18 protein-coding genes and 1 tRNA gene are annotated in these 14,318 nt (G+C 63.5%); 13 read left to right on the top strand and 6 right to left on the bottom strand.

Annotated elements, in window-relative coordinates; genetic code table 11:
• Nucleotides 1-114: 114 nt before the first annotated feature.
• Nucleotides 115-312 carry a hypothetical protein gene (locus ABIB91_RS07375; protein WP_007591364.1) on the top strand — a complete coding sequence of 66 codons (198 nt, stop codon included), beginning with the start codon at nt 115-117 and terminating at the stop codon, nt 310-312.
• On the opposite strand, the gene ABIB91_RS07370 is transcribed toward ABIB91_RS07375, so the two are convergent.
• Together ABIB91_RS07370 and ABIB91_RS07365 are read right to left on the bottom strand one after the other, a co-directional pair.
• Complete coding sequence (locus tag ABIB91_RS07370) at nt 309-434, bottom strand: hypothetical protein (protein WP_007591362.1); 126 nt, start codon at nt 432-434, stop codon at nt 309-311. The genes ABIB91_RS07375 and ABIB91_RS07370 overlap by 4 nt on opposite strands.
• Before the next feature lie 77 nt (nt 435-511).
• The gene (locus tag ABIB91_RS07365) at nt 512-742 is read right to left on the bottom strand and encodes a hypothetical protein (protein ID WP_007591360.1); all 231 of its coding nucleotides are present in this window, start codon (nt 740-742) and stop codon (nt 512-514) included.
• A 282-nt stretch (nt 743-1,024) separates the two neighbouring features.
• Here ABIB91_RS07365 and ABIB91_RS07360 point away from each other — a divergent pair, with 282 nt between their 5' ends.
• Complete coding sequence (locus tag ABIB91_RS07360; RefSeq protein ID WP_035992730.1) at nt 1,025-1,324, top strand: hypothetical protein; 300 nt, start codon at nt 1,025-1,027, stop codon at nt 1,322-1,324.
• A gap of 67 nt (nt 1,325-1,391) precedes the next feature.
• Here the strand turns inward: ABIB91_RS07360 and ABIB91_RS07355 are convergent, their stop codons facing one another.
• Nucleotides 1,392-1,556 carry a hypothetical protein gene (locus ABIB91_RS07355; RefSeq protein ID WP_015686271.1) on the bottom strand — a complete coding sequence of 55 codons (165 nt, stop codon included), beginning with the start codon at nt 1,554-1,556 and terminating at the stop codon, nt 1,392-1,394.
• Nucleotides 1,557-1,861: 305 nt separating this feature from the next.
• On the opposite strand from ABIB91_RS07355, the gene ABIB91_RS07350 reads away from it, so the two are divergent.
• The 4 genes from ABIB91_RS07350 (at nt 1,862) to ABIB91_RS07335 (ending at nt 4,259) form a co-directional block, all read left to right on the top strand.
• Complete coding sequence (locus ABIB91_RS07350) at nt 1,862-2,623, top strand: SIR2 family NAD-dependent protein deacylase (protein WP_354160604.1); 762 nt, start codon at nt 1,862-1,864, stop codon at nt 2,621-2,623.
• A 198-nt stretch (nt 2,624-2,821) separates the two neighbouring features.
• A complete protein-coding gene (locus tag ABIB91_RS07345; protein WP_354160605.1) occupies nt 2,822-3,460 on the top strand; it encodes a cold-shock protein in 639 nt (212 codons plus the stop codon).
• A 111-nt stretch (nt 3,461-3,571) separates the two neighbouring features.
• Nucleotides 3,572-4,057, top strand: coding sequence for a DUF192 domain-containing protein (locus ABIB91_RS07340; protein ID WP_007591354.1), 486 nt, complete (start codon nt 3,572-3,574; stop codon nt 4,055-4,057).
• A gap of 125 nt (nt 4,058-4,182) precedes the next feature.
• Nucleotides 4,183-4,259 (top strand) — tRNA-Pro (locus ABIB91_RS07335).
• A 344-nt stretch (nt 4,260-4,603) separates the two neighbouring features.
• On the opposite strand, the gene ABIB91_RS07330 is transcribed toward ABIB91_RS07335, so the two are convergent.
• A complete protein-coding gene (locus ABIB91_RS07330) occupies nt 4,604-4,735 on the bottom strand; it encodes a hypothetical protein (RefSeq protein WP_256375792.1) in 132 nt (43 codons plus the stop codon).
• 334 nt (nt 4,736-5,069) lie between these two features.
• Here ABIB91_RS07330 and ABIB91_RS07325 point away from each other — a divergent pair, with 334 nt between their 5' ends.
• Nucleotides 5,070-5,264 (top strand): hypothetical protein, encoded by a 195-nt coding sequence (locus ABIB91_RS07325; RefSeq protein WP_354160607.1) that lies wholly within the window; start codon nt 5,070-5,072, stop codon nt 5,262-5,264.
• Nucleotides 5,265-5,303: 39 nt separating this feature from the next.
• Here ABIB91_RS07325 and ABIB91_RS07320 read toward each other — a convergent pair whose 3' ends face one another.
• The gene (locus ABIB91_RS07320) at nt 5,304-6,473 is read right to left on the bottom strand and encodes an OpgC domain-containing protein (protein ID WP_007591348.1); all 1,170 of its coding nucleotides are present in this window, start codon (nt 6,471-6,473) and stop codon (nt 5,304-5,306) included.
• 259 nt (nt 6,474-6,732) lie between these two features.
• Between ABIB91_RS07320 and ABIB91_RS07315 the strand changes: the two genes are divergently transcribed.
• The 3 genes from ABIB91_RS07315 to ABIB91_RS07305 all read left to right on the top strand — a co-directional run bounded on the left by ABIB91_RS07315 (nt 6,733) and on the right by ABIB91_RS07305 (nt 8,294).
• Complete coding sequence (locus tag ABIB91_RS07315; RefSeq protein WP_007591346.1) at nt 6,733-7,038, top strand: ETC complex I subunit; 306 nt, start codon at nt 6,733-6,735, stop codon at nt 7,036-7,038.
• Nucleotides 7,039-7,236: 198 nt separating this feature from the next.
• On the top strand, nt 7,237-7,722 hold the full coding sequence (locus ABIB91_RS07310; protein WP_007591345.1) for an Lrp/AsnC family transcriptional regulator: 486 nt from the start codon (nt 7,237-7,239) through the stop codon (nt 7,720-7,722).
• Nucleotides 7,723-7,994: 272 nt separating this feature from the next.
• Nucleotides 7,995-8,294: a DUF3551 domain-containing protein gene (locus ABIB91_RS07305; RefSeq protein WP_354160610.1), complete on the top strand. Its 300-nt coding sequence runs from the start codon at nt 7,995-7,997 to the stop codon at nt 8,292-8,294.
• Nucleotides 8,295-8,367: 73 nt separating this feature from the next.
• On the opposite strand, the gene ABIB91_RS07300 is transcribed toward ABIB91_RS07305, so the two are convergent.
• Nucleotides 8,368-9,396: an AraC family transcriptional regulator gene (locus ABIB91_RS07300; RefSeq protein ID WP_007591341.1), complete on the bottom strand. Its 1,029-nt coding sequence runs from the start codon at nt 9,394-9,396 to the stop codon at nt 8,368-8,370.
• 157 nt (nt 9,397-9,553) lie between these two features.
• Here ABIB91_RS07300 and ABIB91_RS07295 point away from each other — a divergent pair, with 157 nt between their 5' ends.
• Genes ABIB91_RS07295 through ABIB91_RS07285 form a run of 3 tightly spaced genes read left to right on the top strand, consistent with a single transcriptional unit; the run spans nt 9,554 to nt 14,318 of the window.
• Entirely contained in the window at nt 9,554-10,681 is a 1,128-nt protein-coding gene (locus ABIB91_RS07295) for an isovaleryl-CoA dehydrogenase (RefSeq protein WP_502916958.1), read from the top strand.
• Nucleotides 10,682-10,705: 24 nt separating this feature from the next.
• The gene (locus ABIB91_RS07290; RefSeq protein WP_354160614.1) at nt 10,706-12,310 is read left to right on the top strand and encodes a carboxyl transferase domain-containing protein; all 1,605 of its coding nucleotides are present in this window, start codon (nt 10,706-10,708) and stop codon (nt 12,308-12,310) included.
• Nucleotides 12,311-12,314: 4 nt separating this feature from the next.
• Nucleotides 12,315-14,318: an acetyl/propionyl/methylcrotonyl-CoA carboxylase subunit alpha gene (locus ABIB91_RS07285; protein ID WP_354160616.1), complete on the top strand. Its 2,004-nt coding sequence runs from the start codon at nt 12,315-12,317 to the stop codon at nt 14,316-14,318.

The following is a 14,318-nucleotide window of genomic DNA, read 5'->3' as shown; positions in this document are numbered from 1 at the left end:
ATTCGGTTAGGTTAAAAGCGCGATCGCGTTGCGCTTGCCGCTGCTTGGGATAGGTGTGTCTGGCGACGTCTGGAAACGACTTTGCCAACAAGCAATTTTGCCAAGAACGAATTTATGACACCTTTTTCAGAACCGAGCTTTTATCAGGGCGACCGCCACACCTATCGGCGCGTTGCCATCGTCGGCACGCTCTTCTGTCTGGCTTTCGTGGTGATCAGCGTCTCGCTGCGGCCACAGCTCGAGGAGACGCGTGTCGCGGTCAAAGCCGACAGGCTGATGCGGACGGCGGGCCAGCCACCGCACACGAATTAACGGTCCTCGCCGGAGATCTGATGGTCGGCGCAATTGCCTGGGCAGGCGGTGCCCCGCGAGGCGAGCGCCACGAAGCCGGCATAGCCGGACAGGTTGAGCAGGACTTCGAGCCAAACGGGCATGTCGGCCTCTTTTCTCCCTGAAGGCTACGCCAACGTGCGCGCGAAGCGCATGTTCCCGGACAAGAAGGCGCCGCGCCTCAAAGCGGGGTGGTGGGGTCGAGCCGCCGGCCGAGGACGCCTACGGACTCGCTCGACGGCTGCTCCTTAAGGAACTCGGCAATAGCCCGCGCCAGTTCGCCGTCGCTCATCGGCGTCGATGGCGGGCGCAGCGTGCCGACACCGAAACTGCGGACGATCTCGTCGTAATGCTGATCGCCGGATTTGGGAACGAGCCTCCGGATACGGGCCAGCAGCGTGGATATCGGCACTTTAGCCTCCTAGGCGCTCCCCGCTGGCAGCAATTGGGCTGCGTTGCCAATTTGCTGTCCGTGAAACTGAAAACCCCGCCAGCATTGGTGATGCTGACGGGGTCTTCGTGCTGTTGCCTCAACCGGATGGCAGAGGCATCCGCACTTGCACAAACAATTCGCGGAACGCGCGCCTGTTCCATGCGTGGCCGGATTTATTCCGAGCTCGGTTCCACAAGCTTGCGCGCAACCATCGCAACGCGCCGGCGTTGTCCATCCGAGATACGAAGGAGGAGATTCATGATGAGGAAGACACTGGCAGTTCTGGCTACCGTTGCAGCCGTCGGCCTGACCGCGGTTGCGGCGCCTGCGCCCGCCGAGGCGCGCGGCCGCGGTATCGGTCCGGGCCTCGCATTCGGCCTCGCCGCCGGCGCCATCACCGCGGGCGCCGTCGCCGCGTCGCATCCTTACGGCTATGGCTACGGCTACGGCCCGGGTTATGGCTACTATGGCGGCCCGGCCTATGCTTACGGCCCCGGTCCGTACGCCTATTACGGCGATGGACCGTACTACCGCCGCCACCATTATTACCGTCACTGGTAACGCCTGAACAAATGAAAAGCCCGGAGCAATGCTCCGGGCTTTTTTCATGCTCGGTGATCTGGTGTCGTTACGGCCAGAGCGAGGGCCGTTCCACCTTGCGCGCGTTGTCGAGCGTCGACACGAAATATTCTTCACGTTCGCGCTTGAATTTTTCCTGCGTGGCACGGAAGGCGGCGACACGGGCGGCGATCTCTTCGCGTTCGCGGATTTTGCGTTGTTCGTCCTCGGTCATGTCAAATCCCCTCTGCACGTGAGTATGTGTCCTACTGAACTCAAGCACTGCCGCCGCAATCACGTTGAGTCGCGTCAACACATGCATTGGCGCTTCTGATTGGGGCGTCAATGGGGAGGAGGCATTGCAGGATTGTGATAAGCGAGGGTCGGAAAAAATTGCCGACCGTGCCTTGCGCGGCAGTGGATAACAGCGTCAATAATCTTGTCGCTTGCGCATGTTGCAGCTAGCGCAAAAACAAATCACCAACCGATCAGCAGAACCAATCGGCCAAACCAATCGGCAAAGCAAAACGGGAGGCCGCGTTGATTGCATCGGATCTTCGCAGCGGCGTCGAGCGTCTCGGCGACATGATCGCCGAAGCCAAACGGATCGTGCCGTTCACCGGCGCCGGCATCTCGACCGAATGCGGCATCCCCGACTTCCGCTCGCCGGGCGGAATTTGGACGCGCAACCGCCCGATCCCGTTCGACGAGTTCGTCGCCAGCCAGGAGGCGCGCGACGAATCCTGGCGCCGGCGCTTCGCGATGGAGGAGGTCTTTGCGGCGGCCAGGCCCGGCCGCGGCCATCGCGCGCTCGCCTCACTCTACCGCGCCGGCAAGGTTCTCGCGATCATCACCCAGAACATCGACAATCTGCACCAGGCCTCCGGCGTCGCGAGCGACCACGTCATTGAACTTCACGGCAACACCACGTATGCGCGCTGCATCGGATGCGGGCAGGCCTATCCGCTTGATTGGGTGAAGCGCCGCTTCGACGAGGAGGGCGCCGCGCCCAACTGTCCCGTGTGCGACGAGCCGGTGAAGACCGCCACGATCTCCTTCGGCCAGACGATGCCCGAGGATGAAATGCAGCGCGCCACCGCGCTGTCGCAAGACTGCGACCTCTTCATCGCGATCGGTTCCTCGCTGGTGGTATGGCCGGCCGCGGGCTTTCCGATGATGGCGAAGGAAGCAGGTGCACGCCTGGTAATCATCAATCGCGAGTCCACCGAGCAGGACGACGTCGCCGATCTCGTGATCCGCCACGACATCGGCGAAACGCTCGGGCCCTTTGTCGGTAATTGAGGCAGCAATTTGATTCGCGGCTGTGCAAGCTGTTCATAGGTTCCGGCGAATCTCTTTTTTGTCTATGCGTCGCAACCGGGAGTGTTATCTTTTGAGTCGAAAGATTCGCGTCGCGTCGAGTTGAGAAGATTCTCTAAAGACGCGTGATTCGGCGCCGCCATTCAGGCGGGTTGCATGGCATGTGTGGGGTCCGGGGTTATGGGGTCGTCCGACGGATTTGAGTCCAAGAAGGTCGGAGTTCCCGCGGTGGGTGAACACGGCGGTGGCGGTGGCGGTCGCGACAGCGCTCTCAGTCCATTCACCGGACTTGGTGAGAGCAGCGCCAACCTCGTCGAGGTTCACGGCGTCATCAAATGGTTCGACGCCTCGAAGGGCTACGGCTTCATCGTTCCCGACAATGGCTGGCCCGACGTGCTCCTGCACGTTACCGTGCTTAGGCGCGATGGCTTCCAGACCGCCTACGAGGGCGCCCGCATCGTCGTCGAGTGCATCCAGCGGGCCAAGGGCTACCAGGCGTTCCGCGTCGTCTCGATGGACGAGTCGACTGCGATCCATCCGGCGCAGATGCTGCCGCCGCGCACCCATGTCACGGTGACGGCGACCAGCGGGCTGGAGCGGGCCCAGGTCAAATGGTTCAACCGGCTGCGCGGTTTCGGCTTCCTGACCTGCGGCGAGGGCACGCCCGACATCTTCGTGCACATGGAGACGCTGCGCCGCTTCGGCATGACCGAGTTGCGGCCCGGCCAGTATGTGCTGGTCCGCTTCGGGCCCGGCTCCAAGGGCATGATGGCGGCAGAGATCCATCCCGAGACGGGATCGCCGGTCTCGTCCCACTAATTCCATTCCAGCGATCGTGAGCAGAGGCGCGCTGGCTGACCGGCGCGCCTCTGGCTTTTCCGGCGATCGCCACGTAAGGACTGGTCCAGTCCCACGCCTCGAGAGCCATCCATGAATTTCGATCGAAAGGCCGTCTTCGCCGTTGCGAAGGGCTGGCTCGCCGCCATCCTCGTCATCGCCGGCTGTGCCGTCGCGAGCGCCCCCGTCCGCGCCGCCAGTTTCCAGCCGCTCGAGATCGTCACCAAAAACGGCGTGCAGGTGTTCTCGGTCGAGATCGCGACGACCGAGGAGGAGAAGCAGACCGGCCTGATGTACCGCAAGGAACTGGCGGACGGCAAAGGCATGCTGTTCGACTTCAATCCTGAGCAGGAGGTGTCGATGTGGATGAAGAACACCTATGTCTCGCTCGACATGATCTTCATTCGCGCCGATGGCCGAATCCTGCGCATCGCCGAAAATACCGAGCCGATGTCGACAAAAATCATCTCATCCAGGGGGCCCGCGCGGGCTGTTCTGGAGGTGGTGGCAGGGACGGCGCAGAAATATGGCATCCGCGCCGGCGACCGCGTCGGCCACCCGCTGTTCGGCAGCAAGTAGGCGGGTAAGGGGCTATTGGCAGGGCTATTGCCCCCGTCCTGAGGTCTTTTGGGAAGCTTGCTGGTGCCGTTGGAAGGCTTGCTGGCGCTTTGGGAAGCGTGTATCGACGGGGCTCGCCGGACATTCGGGGTATAGCGCAGCCTGGTAGCGCGGCAGTTTTGGGTACTGCAGGTCGTTGGTTCGAATCCAGCTGCCCCGACCAGTCCGGAGGTGGGTCGGAACCGCACCAGAGAACAACAGCCCGTCGGCGAGGCGCCAGGCGATCCAGGCGAGAGCGCAGCAGCCGAGCATGGTGCGCGTTCAGTGCCGATGCCCGGAGCTGCCAAAGCCCTCCAAACCCTCGGCGCTCATTCCCTGCCCAACGCGACTTCTGCACGATTTTTCAAGCCATTGGGCAGATCGGGCGGTGCGGAAATCGTAAAACTTTGTCGAACCTTTTGTCGTCGCCATGCACATATAGGTGTTGGGGGATTTCAGCGCCCAATGCCTAACGGGCGCCGCCAAGCGATGATATTCCGCTTGCGCGGCGTTACGCTTTTCCGACCATCAGTTCGTCGCGTACCAGCCGAACGGAAACGGCAGGAACGGCCAGGCCAGCTGATTGTCGTTGGCGGCCTTCCGCGGGTCTTGCTCCGGCGTCTTCGCGGGCAGAGCAGGCGGCGTCGAACGCAGCGCCAAGCGCAGACATGCACATTGCAAATTCATCGTGGTGGCCCCCGCCCATTAATAGTTTTCAAAAATTTGCGTCAGCCTGGAAATAACCGCACGTCCTCAAAACGACGCGCTCATTCTCAAATCGCACACAGTCTAGGAAAATCGGCGACCGCTTTCAACCGGTCTTGCCGCGCGCGCACAGGAAGTAAGGTTGATCGGTTAGGTTAAGGACGAGCGGTTGTTGCGGCCGTCTTCGTGACTGTTATCAGATCGGTCCGGCTCGCGACGGCTGCCTGAAATTCGTGCTCACATGATATCACAGTTCGTCGCAGTGCTCGTATCCTGTGAGTTCTGCATCATGTCTTTCGATCGCAACGTCCGAACCATCGGTGCGCAGGCGAGCTGGACCGAGATCTGGCATCTCTGGACCGTGTTCGTGCCGCGCCGCTCGATCAACGGGCAGCTGGTTTACGGCAAGGTCTGGCGCCGCCACGACGGCCGCGACTGGATCTACAAGAAATTCACCGAGTACGACAGCGAAGCGGCAGCCTGAAGCGGCGTCGCTGTCGTCCGGCGCGGTATCGCTGCCCCCTCAAGCGGCCTTTGCCGCGGCAGGCTTGGGCGGCGGCGGCTTCAGCGGCTTGTCCTGCCTCTTCGACCAGGAGATGTAATAGGCCACTGTCGTCATGATCGCGATGCCGGCGACGCTGACGAAGATCTGCGCGAACAGCGAGCCCGAGCTCATCGACAGCTCGAAATGACCGACGAAGGACAGGAACACGCCGACGCAGAACACGGCGAGCGACTGCTGGCCGCACACGATGATGGGATCGAACCCTTTCCATTCAAGGCCCGGCCAGTCCTTCGGCACGAAGCGGATCACCAGGATCACGATCACGACGAAGTGGATGAAGCGGTAGGGCGCAAGGTTGGTCTTGTCGTTCGGGTTGAACGCCGAGAACAGCCATTCCGGGAACATGCCGCCGAGGGTCGGGAAACGGCCAGCCATGGTCATGACCAGCGCAAACAGCATGTAACCGAGACAGAGCCAGAGCGTGACCGGCGCATTGATCAGCGCCATCGAGCGCCGCGCGCCGCCCATGGCGCACCAGGCGCCGAACACGAACAGCACCTGCCAGCAATACGGGTTGAAGTACCACTGTCCGGCCGGATAGGCATTCAGGTTCAAGCCGAAATGGCGCGCGGTCAGCCAAAGCACGATGGACAATGCCATCGTCAGGTCCGGCTTGCGCAGCATGAACCACAGCACCGGCGGAAACAGCCCCATCAGCACAATGTAGAGTGGCAGCACGTCGAGATTGAGCGGCTTGAAGCGCAGGAACAGGCCCTGGCGCAGCGTCTCGGTGGCGTTGTCGACCAGGCCCGCGACGTTGAACTCGTTGATCATCTCGGAATCGCCGAAGCGCAGCGCCAGATAGCTGATCGAGGCGATGTAGATCACGAACAGGATGATGTGGGCGACGTAGAGCTGCCAGACCCGCTTGGTCAGCCTCGTGGCGCCGACCAGGAAGCCGCGCTCGAGCATCATCCGTGCATAGACGAAGGAGGCGGTGTAGCCGGAGATGAAGACGAACAGATCGGCGGCGTCGGAAAAGCCGTAATTGCGGGTGGTGATCCAGTTCACCACGTTGTCGGGGATATGGTCGAGGAAGATGGCCCAGTTCGCAATACCGCGAAACAGGTCGAGCCTGAGGTCACGGCCCTTTTCGGGGAGCGTGGCGTTGATGTTCAGGAAGGACATGCGACGGGAGCTTTCGGAGGGGACGGACAGGTGGGCGTCAACGAAGCAGGGCCGCTGGGCGAGATCCCGGCGCGGAAGGCGGGTACGCAATTGTCACGATGCAGCATAATGATTATACCCGTCGGCGAGGCATCCCGGGGGCCGGAATCACCGATCAGTTCCCAAAAGATGTCTCTATACTATGCCCGCGGTTTCCACCAACTGCTACCGTGACGCATCGAAATCGAACGAAAAGACGAACAAGAGGCCTGGACCATCCATGACCGCACGCATTTTCAAGCCCGCCAAGAACGCGATGCAATCCGGCCGGTCCAAGACCAAGGAATGGCAGCTCGACTATGAGCCCGAGCAGCCGCGCGCGGTCGAGCCGCTGATGGGCTGGACCTCGTCCGGCGACATGAAGCAGCAGATCACGCTGCACTTCCACAGCAAGGAAGAGGCGGTCGCCTATTGCGAGCGCAAGGGCATCGCCTACCAGGTGATCGAGCCAAAGGAATCGGTGCGCCGTCCGGTCGCCTATGCGGACAATTTCTCGTTCCGCCGCGGCGAGCCTTGGACGCATTGAAGGCGGGCCACGCGTCGAGACTCTCGCCATGCCCGGGTTTGCCCCGGGCACCCTTCTTTTAGCCCCCGCGTAAAAGCCCGCGGCTGGCCGGAATAAGCCCGGGCAACCACGCGGGTTCTTCCCATCGTCCTGCCCTTGGCAGCCATTCCGCTCCGTGCTTCGCTGCCGCGCAAGACAGGCTCATGGCGAGGTGGGGGTATGGCCGGGCGTGACCAGCTCGACGGCGTCGATCTGAAAATACTCTCCGAGTTGCAGCAGGACGGGCGGGTTCGCAACAATGAGCTGGCGCTGCGCGTCGGGGTGTCCGGGCCCAACTGCGTCAGGCGGTTGAAATCGCTGTTCAGCCGCGGCGTGATCCGGGCGGTGCGCGCCGTCATCGACGAGCGGCTGCTCGGCTACGAGGTGGTGTCGTTCGTCTCGATCCAGCTCGGCAGCCAGGCCCAGCCGGTGCTGGCGGCGTTCGAGAGCTCGATCGCCGCGATCCCGCGCATCCAGCAGTGCTGGCGGATTTCGGGCGACACCGACTATCTTCTCAAATGCGTGGCGCCGAGCGTCGAGAGCATGCGCCAGCAGCTCCTGCATTTCGCCGCGATGCCGAACGTGAAGAACGTCCGCAGCTTCCCGGTGCTGGGCGTAGCGAAGGACGTGCCGCTGCCGTTGCAGGAGATCGCGGCGGCAGGATAGTTCGGCGGCAACTGTCCCAGAACGTAGCTCGCACAACGACATCCAAACGTCTGAAGGCGCGGGGGTTATTCCCTTGCCGGGATAGAAGTTCGGATAAGGCGGATAAAAAGATAAGTAACTCACCTAACTGTGACATGTGATTTGGGAAGTCCTGCAATGCGCCGAGCCGTGATTGCCGGTTCCTGGCGCCGGCCTACATGCGAGGTGTGAACCTCAGCCTGCATCGCATGCCGAGGCCTCTTTTGTGGGACCCTGAAGCAGGAAAAGACAACATGACCTCGATCTCGAAGACGTTCGTCGCATCCGCTGCGACGCTTTTTGCATCTGCGTTTCTCATGATGACCGCGCCGGCTACCCAGGCAGAAGACTACTGCATCACCAATGGCGCCCAGGCCGCGCATGGCTGCGGCTATCCGACGATGGAGGCCTGCCGGGCGGCGGCCGGCGGCATCGGCGGCTCGTGCTCGCAGAGCGGCGGCGCGAAGACGTCGACAGACGCGCTGGCCTTCCAGCCGAAGCAGACGCACTCGCGCACCAAGCTGCGCCCGGGCGGGCAGACCAACTCGAACTGATCGAGACCGGTTTCGAAATGTTGCGGCCTCCGAGTTGGATCTCGGAGGCCGCAACGGCACGACAGCCCGCGCGTCAGCGATACCGGCCGCGGAACTCGCGCGGCGAGGTACCGGTCCAGCTGCGGAAGGCGCGGGAAAAGCTCTTTTCGTTGCTGAATCCGGCGATCTCCGCGATCCGCTTGATCGGGCTGCGACCGCGCATCAGCTCCTGCTTGGCGAGCTCGAATTTTGCCTCTTCCTTGAGATCGCGCAATGAGGTCGCCTCCTCGCGCAGGCGCCGATGCATGGTGCGGGTGGAGAGCGCGAGCTCGCTTGCGACATCCTCGGCTCCGAGACTGCGTCCGCGCGCATTGCGGAGCACGCGGCGAACGCGCTCGACCAGCAGCCGGTCGCGCCGATAGGGCAGCACGGTCAGCCGCAGCGCGCCCTTGAGCATGTTGTCGAGGTCCGCCGCGCTACGGGTGAGCGGTAGCGACAGATAATGCTTGTCGAAGGTGATGGAAGCACGGTCCGCATCGAAGCGGATGTTTCGGCAAAAGATGGTGGGATAGACCGAGACATGGCCGGGCTCGGCGTACGGGAATTCCGCGGCGCGGAGCGCGATCCTGGAATCCACGGCCCAGCAGGAAAAGCCAAGAACATAGCGAAGCAGGGTGACCAGGCAGAATTCGCGTAGAGATCCAAGGTCGCGCAGTTCACGGATGGACACGACTGCGGTCTCCTTGCCGACCGCGAGATCGAGCAGCACGTCCTCGGTGAGCAGACGATGGTGCCGGCACCAGCGCTTGAGCGCGACCTCCAGCGTCGGGGCGGTGATCGAGGCGCGGCACAGCATGCCGTAGGTGCCGAAGGGCAGCCGGCGCGAGAACCAGCCGAGCGCCTCGTCATCGAGCTCGCGCATGGCATGGCCCGCCAGCGCCTCGAACTGGCCGGCCGTGACCCGTCCACCCGGAGAATTGACAAGGTCTGGCGTTACCTGACCCCGGCTCAGCGCCTCGGTCGGATCGCGGCCGTAACGTTCGTAAGCGGCAACGACCCCGCGGACGAAGGCGGCTGGGGTCACGGCGCGGCGCGGGATCGCGGTTGCGACTTGAAAAGGCATCGGAAATCCTCTGGGAAAATCCTCGCCAAGTTTGGCGGAAAATGCAACCTTTTCGACCGCAGAAGGGCCCCGATGCCGCTAGGTTCGGTCCCCAAAAGACGGAGGAATCGCCTTGAATATTCCGAGCATCGATTTCGATCTGGGCGAAGATATCGGCATGCTGCGCGACACGCTGCGCGCCTTCGTGGAGGCGGAGATTGCCCCACGTGCCGCCGATATCGAGAAAGCCAATCTGTTCCCGGCGGACCTCTGGAAGCGCCTCGGCGACCTCGGCCTGCTCGGCATGACCGCGCCGGAGCAATATGGCGGCTCCAACATGGGCTATCTCGCCCATATCGTCGCGATGGAGGAGATTTCGCGCGGCTCGGCCGCGGTCGGTCTCTCCTACGGTGCCCATTCCAATCTCTGCGTCAACCAGATCCGCCGTAACGGCAGTGATGCGCAGCGCGAGCGTTATCTGCCGAAGTTGATCTCCGGCGAGTATGTCGGCGCGCTCGCGATGTCCGAGCCCGGCGCCGGCTCCGACGTTGTGTCCATGAAACTGCGCGCCGACAAGCGCGGCGACCGCTACGTGCTCAACGGCTCGAAGATGTGGATCACCAATGGCGGCGATGCCGACGTGCTGGTGGTCTATGCCAAGACCGATCCGGAAGCGGGCCCGCGCGGCATGACCGCCTTCCTGGTCGAGAAGGGGGCCAAGGGCTTCACCCACGGCCAGCATCTCGACAAGCTCGGCATGCGCGGCTCCAACACCTATCCACTGTTCTTCGACGAATGCGAGGTGCCGGAGGAGAACGTGCTTGGCAAGGTCGGCGAGGGCGTCAGGGTGCTGATGTCCGGCCTCGACTATGAGCGCACGGTCCTCTCCGGCGGCCCGCTCGGGATCATGGCGGCCTGCATGGACGCGGTGGTGCCCTACATGCACGAGCGCAAGCAGTTCGGCCAGCCGATCGGCGACTTCCAGCTCATGCAGGGCAAGCTCGCCGACATGTACGCGACCTGGCAGGCCACGCGCGCCTATGTCTATGCGGTGGGGCGTGCCTGCGACCGCGCCGATCACGCACGCAGCTTGCGCAAGGATGCGGCGGCTGCGATCCTCTATTCCGCGGAGAAGGCGACGTGGATGGCGGGCGAGGCGATCCAGGCGCTTGGCGGGGTCGGCTACACCTCCGAATTTCCGGTCGGACGGCTCTGGCGCGACGCCAAGCTCTACGAGATCGGCGCGGGGACTTCCGAGGTCCGCCGCATGCTGATCGGCCGCGAATTGATGGCTGAGACGGCTTAAAACCTTCACGCAATTGGAATCAACATGCCGCTCCATTCCAGCATCGATACGTCTTCGTCGGACTTTGCGCGCAATTCCGAGGCCATGCGCACCCTCGTCGCGGATCTGCGCGAAAAGCTGAGCCAGGTCGCCGGCGGCGGCGGCGAGGTCTCGCGCAACCGCCACACGTCACGCGGCAAGATGCTGGCGCGGGAGCGCGTCGACCTCTTGGTCGATCCCGGCACCGCGTTCATGGAGCTGTCGCCGCTCGCGGCCTATGGCCTCTATGGCGGCGACGTGCATTCGGCCAGCGTTGTCACCGGGGTCGGGCGCATCGCGGGTCGCGAATGCGTGATCGTTGCCAACGATGCCACCATCAAGGGCGGCACCTATTATCCCATGACCGTGAAGAAGCATCTGCGCGCGCAGGACGTGGCGCGGCAGAACAGTCTTCCCTGCGTCTATATGGTCGATTCCGGCGGCGCCTTCCTGCCGCTGCAGGACGAGATCTTTCCCGACGAGCGGCACTTTGGCCGCATCTTCTACAACCAGGCGCAGATGTCGTCGCAAGGCATCCCGCAGATTGCGATCGTGATGGGCTCCTGCACGGCGGGCGGCGCCTATGTCCCCGCGATGTCGGACGAGAGCATCATCGTGCGCAATCAAGGCACCATCTTCCTCGGCGGGCCGCCGCTGGTGAAAGCGGCCACGGGTGAAGTGGTGACCGCGGAAGAGCTCGGCGGCGCCGACGTGCATTCGCGGCAGTCGGGTGTGACCGATCACTACGCTCAGAACGACGCGCACGCGATCGGCATTGCCCGCCGCATCGTCGGCACGCTGAAGCCATCCGTGCGACCGAACCTCAACATGCATCCGGCGCGTGATCCCTTGTTTGCGGCGGAGGAGATCTACGGCGTGGTGCCCGTCGACGGGCGCAAGCCGTTCGACGTGCGCGACATCATTGCGCGCGTGGTTGATGGCTCCGAATTCGACGAGTTCAAGAAGCTCTACGGCACGACGCTGGTGTGCGGCTTCGCTCACATCTGGGGTTTTCCGGTCGGCATCATCGCCAATAACGGCATTCTCTTCAGTGAAAGTTCGCTGAAGGGGGCGCATTTCATCGAGCTGTGCTGCCAGCGCGGCATTCCGCTGGTGTTTTTGCAGAACATCACCGGCTTCATGGTCGGCAAGAAATACGAGGCCGGCGGCATCGCGCGTGACGGCGCCAAGCTGGTGACGGCGGTCGCGACGGCGTCGGTGCCGAAATTCACCGTCGTGATCGGCGGCTCCTATGGCGCCGGCAATTACGGCATGTGCGGTCGCGCCTACTCACCGCGCTTCCTCTGGATGTGGCCGAACGCCCGCATCTCGGTGATGGGCGGCGAGCAGGCCTCGATGGTGCTGAGCCAGGTCCGCCGCGACAATATCGAGGCCAAGGGCGACAGCTGGTCGAAAGAAGACGAAGATAAATTCCGCGAGCCGATCCGCGCGCAATATGAGAGCCAGGGTCATCCATATTATGCGACCGCGCGTCTTTGGGACGACGGCGTGATCGATCCGGCCGACACCCGCCTTGTGCTCGGTCTTGGCCTCTCGGCGGCGTCGAATGCGCCGATCGAGCCGACGAAATTCGGCCTGTTCAGGATGTGATGCGATGGACCGCTCAAAGCTCTACCGCCGTTTTCGCACCCTCCTGATCGCCAACCGCGGCGAGATCGCCTGCCGCGTGATCCGCACCGCGCGCGCCATGGGCCTGCGCACCGTCGCGGTCTATTCCGAGGCCGACCGCGACGCGATGCATGTCGCGCTCGCCGACGAGGCCGTACTGCTCGGACCCGCACGCGCTCGCGACAGCTATCTCAATGTCGAGCGGCTGATCGGGGCCGCGCGAAAGACCGGCGCGGAGGCGGTCCATCCCGGCTACGGCTTCCTATCTGAGAACGCCGAGTTTGCGCAGGCGTGCTTCGACGCCGGCCTGGTCTTCGTCGGCCCGACCGCCGCGATGATGACCGCGATGGGCTCGAAGTCCGGCTCCAAGACGCTGATGGAGAAGGCCGGCGTACCGCTGGTGCCCGGCTATCACGGCGAGGCCCAGGACGATGCGACGCTGGCGAAGGCGGCCGAGAAAGTCGGTTTCCCCATTCTGGTAAAGGCGTCCGCCGGCGGCGGCGGCCGTGGCATGCGCATCGTTCGCTCCGTGGATGAACTTGCGCCTGCAATCGTCAGCGCGAAGCGGGAAGCAAAAGCCGCGTTCGGCGACGACCGCATGCTGATCGAAAAATACGTCGATAACCCCCGCCATATCGAGGTGCAGATCATCGGCGATAGCCATGGCAATCTGCTCTCGCTGTTCGAGCGCGAATGCACGTTGCAGCGGCGGCACCAGAAGGTGATCGAGGAGGCGCCGTCGCCGACGCTCAATGCGGCCCAGCGCGAGACGGTCTGCGCCGCTGCGCGAAAGGCGGCCGGAGCCGTCAACTATGTCGGCGCCGGCACCATCGAGTTCGTCTCCGACGGCAAGGACGTGTTCTTCATCGAGATGAACACGCGCCTTCAGGTCGAGCATCCCGTGACCGAGCTGATCACCGGGATCGATCTGGTCGAGTGGCAGTTGCGGGTCGCCTTCGGCGAGGCGCTGCCGCTCAAACAAGATCAGATCAAGCTCAACGGACATGCGGTTGAGGCTCGGGTCTACGCGGAGAACCCGACCAAGAACTTCATGCCCTCGGTCGGCAAGATCTCGACCTGGCGGTTGCCCGCGGAAACCGGCGGCCTGCGCATCGACGCTGGCTATCGCGAGGGCGACGCCGTCTCGCCGTACTACGATGCGATGCTAGCGAAGATGATCGCCTGGGCGCCGACGCGTGATGTCGCGATCGAGCGGCTGAACCGCGGGCTTGAGGACTCAGACGTTCGCGGCATCGTCAGCAACATCCCGTTCCTGTCGGCGCTGATGACGCATCCGAAGGTGAGGGCGAACGCGATCGACACCGGCTTCATCGAGCGCGAGCTGGCGGTCCTGACGCAGGCACCGCCGGCGCCCGGCGAGCTCGAGCTCTGCGCCGCGGTGGCCGCTGTGATCAACAACGACCGGCAGGCTGCGCAGGCGGACGCGAATTCGCCCTGGCAAACCTTTGGCTGGATGCCGGTCGGCCGCCGCCAGCGCAACTTTACGTTCCGCGTTGGCCACGGACCCGAGCAGAAGGTTGTGCTGAACTACGGCAGCGGCCCGTCCACACTGGTGATCGGCGAACGCGAGCTTGCGTTTGCGATTGCGCCGCGGGACGGCGGCTTCGATCTGACCCTCGACGGCGTCAAATCGTCGGTCGCGGCCGTGATCGACGGCCATGAGCTGTATTTGCGCACGCGCAACGGCCGCTTCGACCTGCATTGGGTCGATCCGTTCGGCGGTGAGACCGAGGAGCAGGCCGGCGCGGACAAGATCGCAGCGCCCTTGCCGGGCACCGTCGTCGCCGTGCTGGCGGAGGAGGGGGCCAAGCTCGAGAAGGGCGCGCCGATCCTGACGCTGGAAGTGATGAAGATGGAGCAGACGCTGCGCGCGCCCTATGCCGGCGTGCTGAAGTCGATCAGATGCAAGGTCGGCGACATCGTCCAGGAGGGCATCGAGCTCGCCGTGGTCGAGCCTTCCGGAGAATGA

This window comes from Bradyrhizobium sp. JR4.3, assembly GCF_040547695.1.
Classification (GTDB): domain Bacteria; phylum Pseudomonadota; class Alphaproteobacteria; order Rhizobiales; family Xanthobacteraceae; genus Bradyrhizobium; species Bradyrhizobium canariense.
Note: the sequence above shows the minus strand (reverse complement) of the source record. Positions and strands in the feature narration are given on the sequence as shown.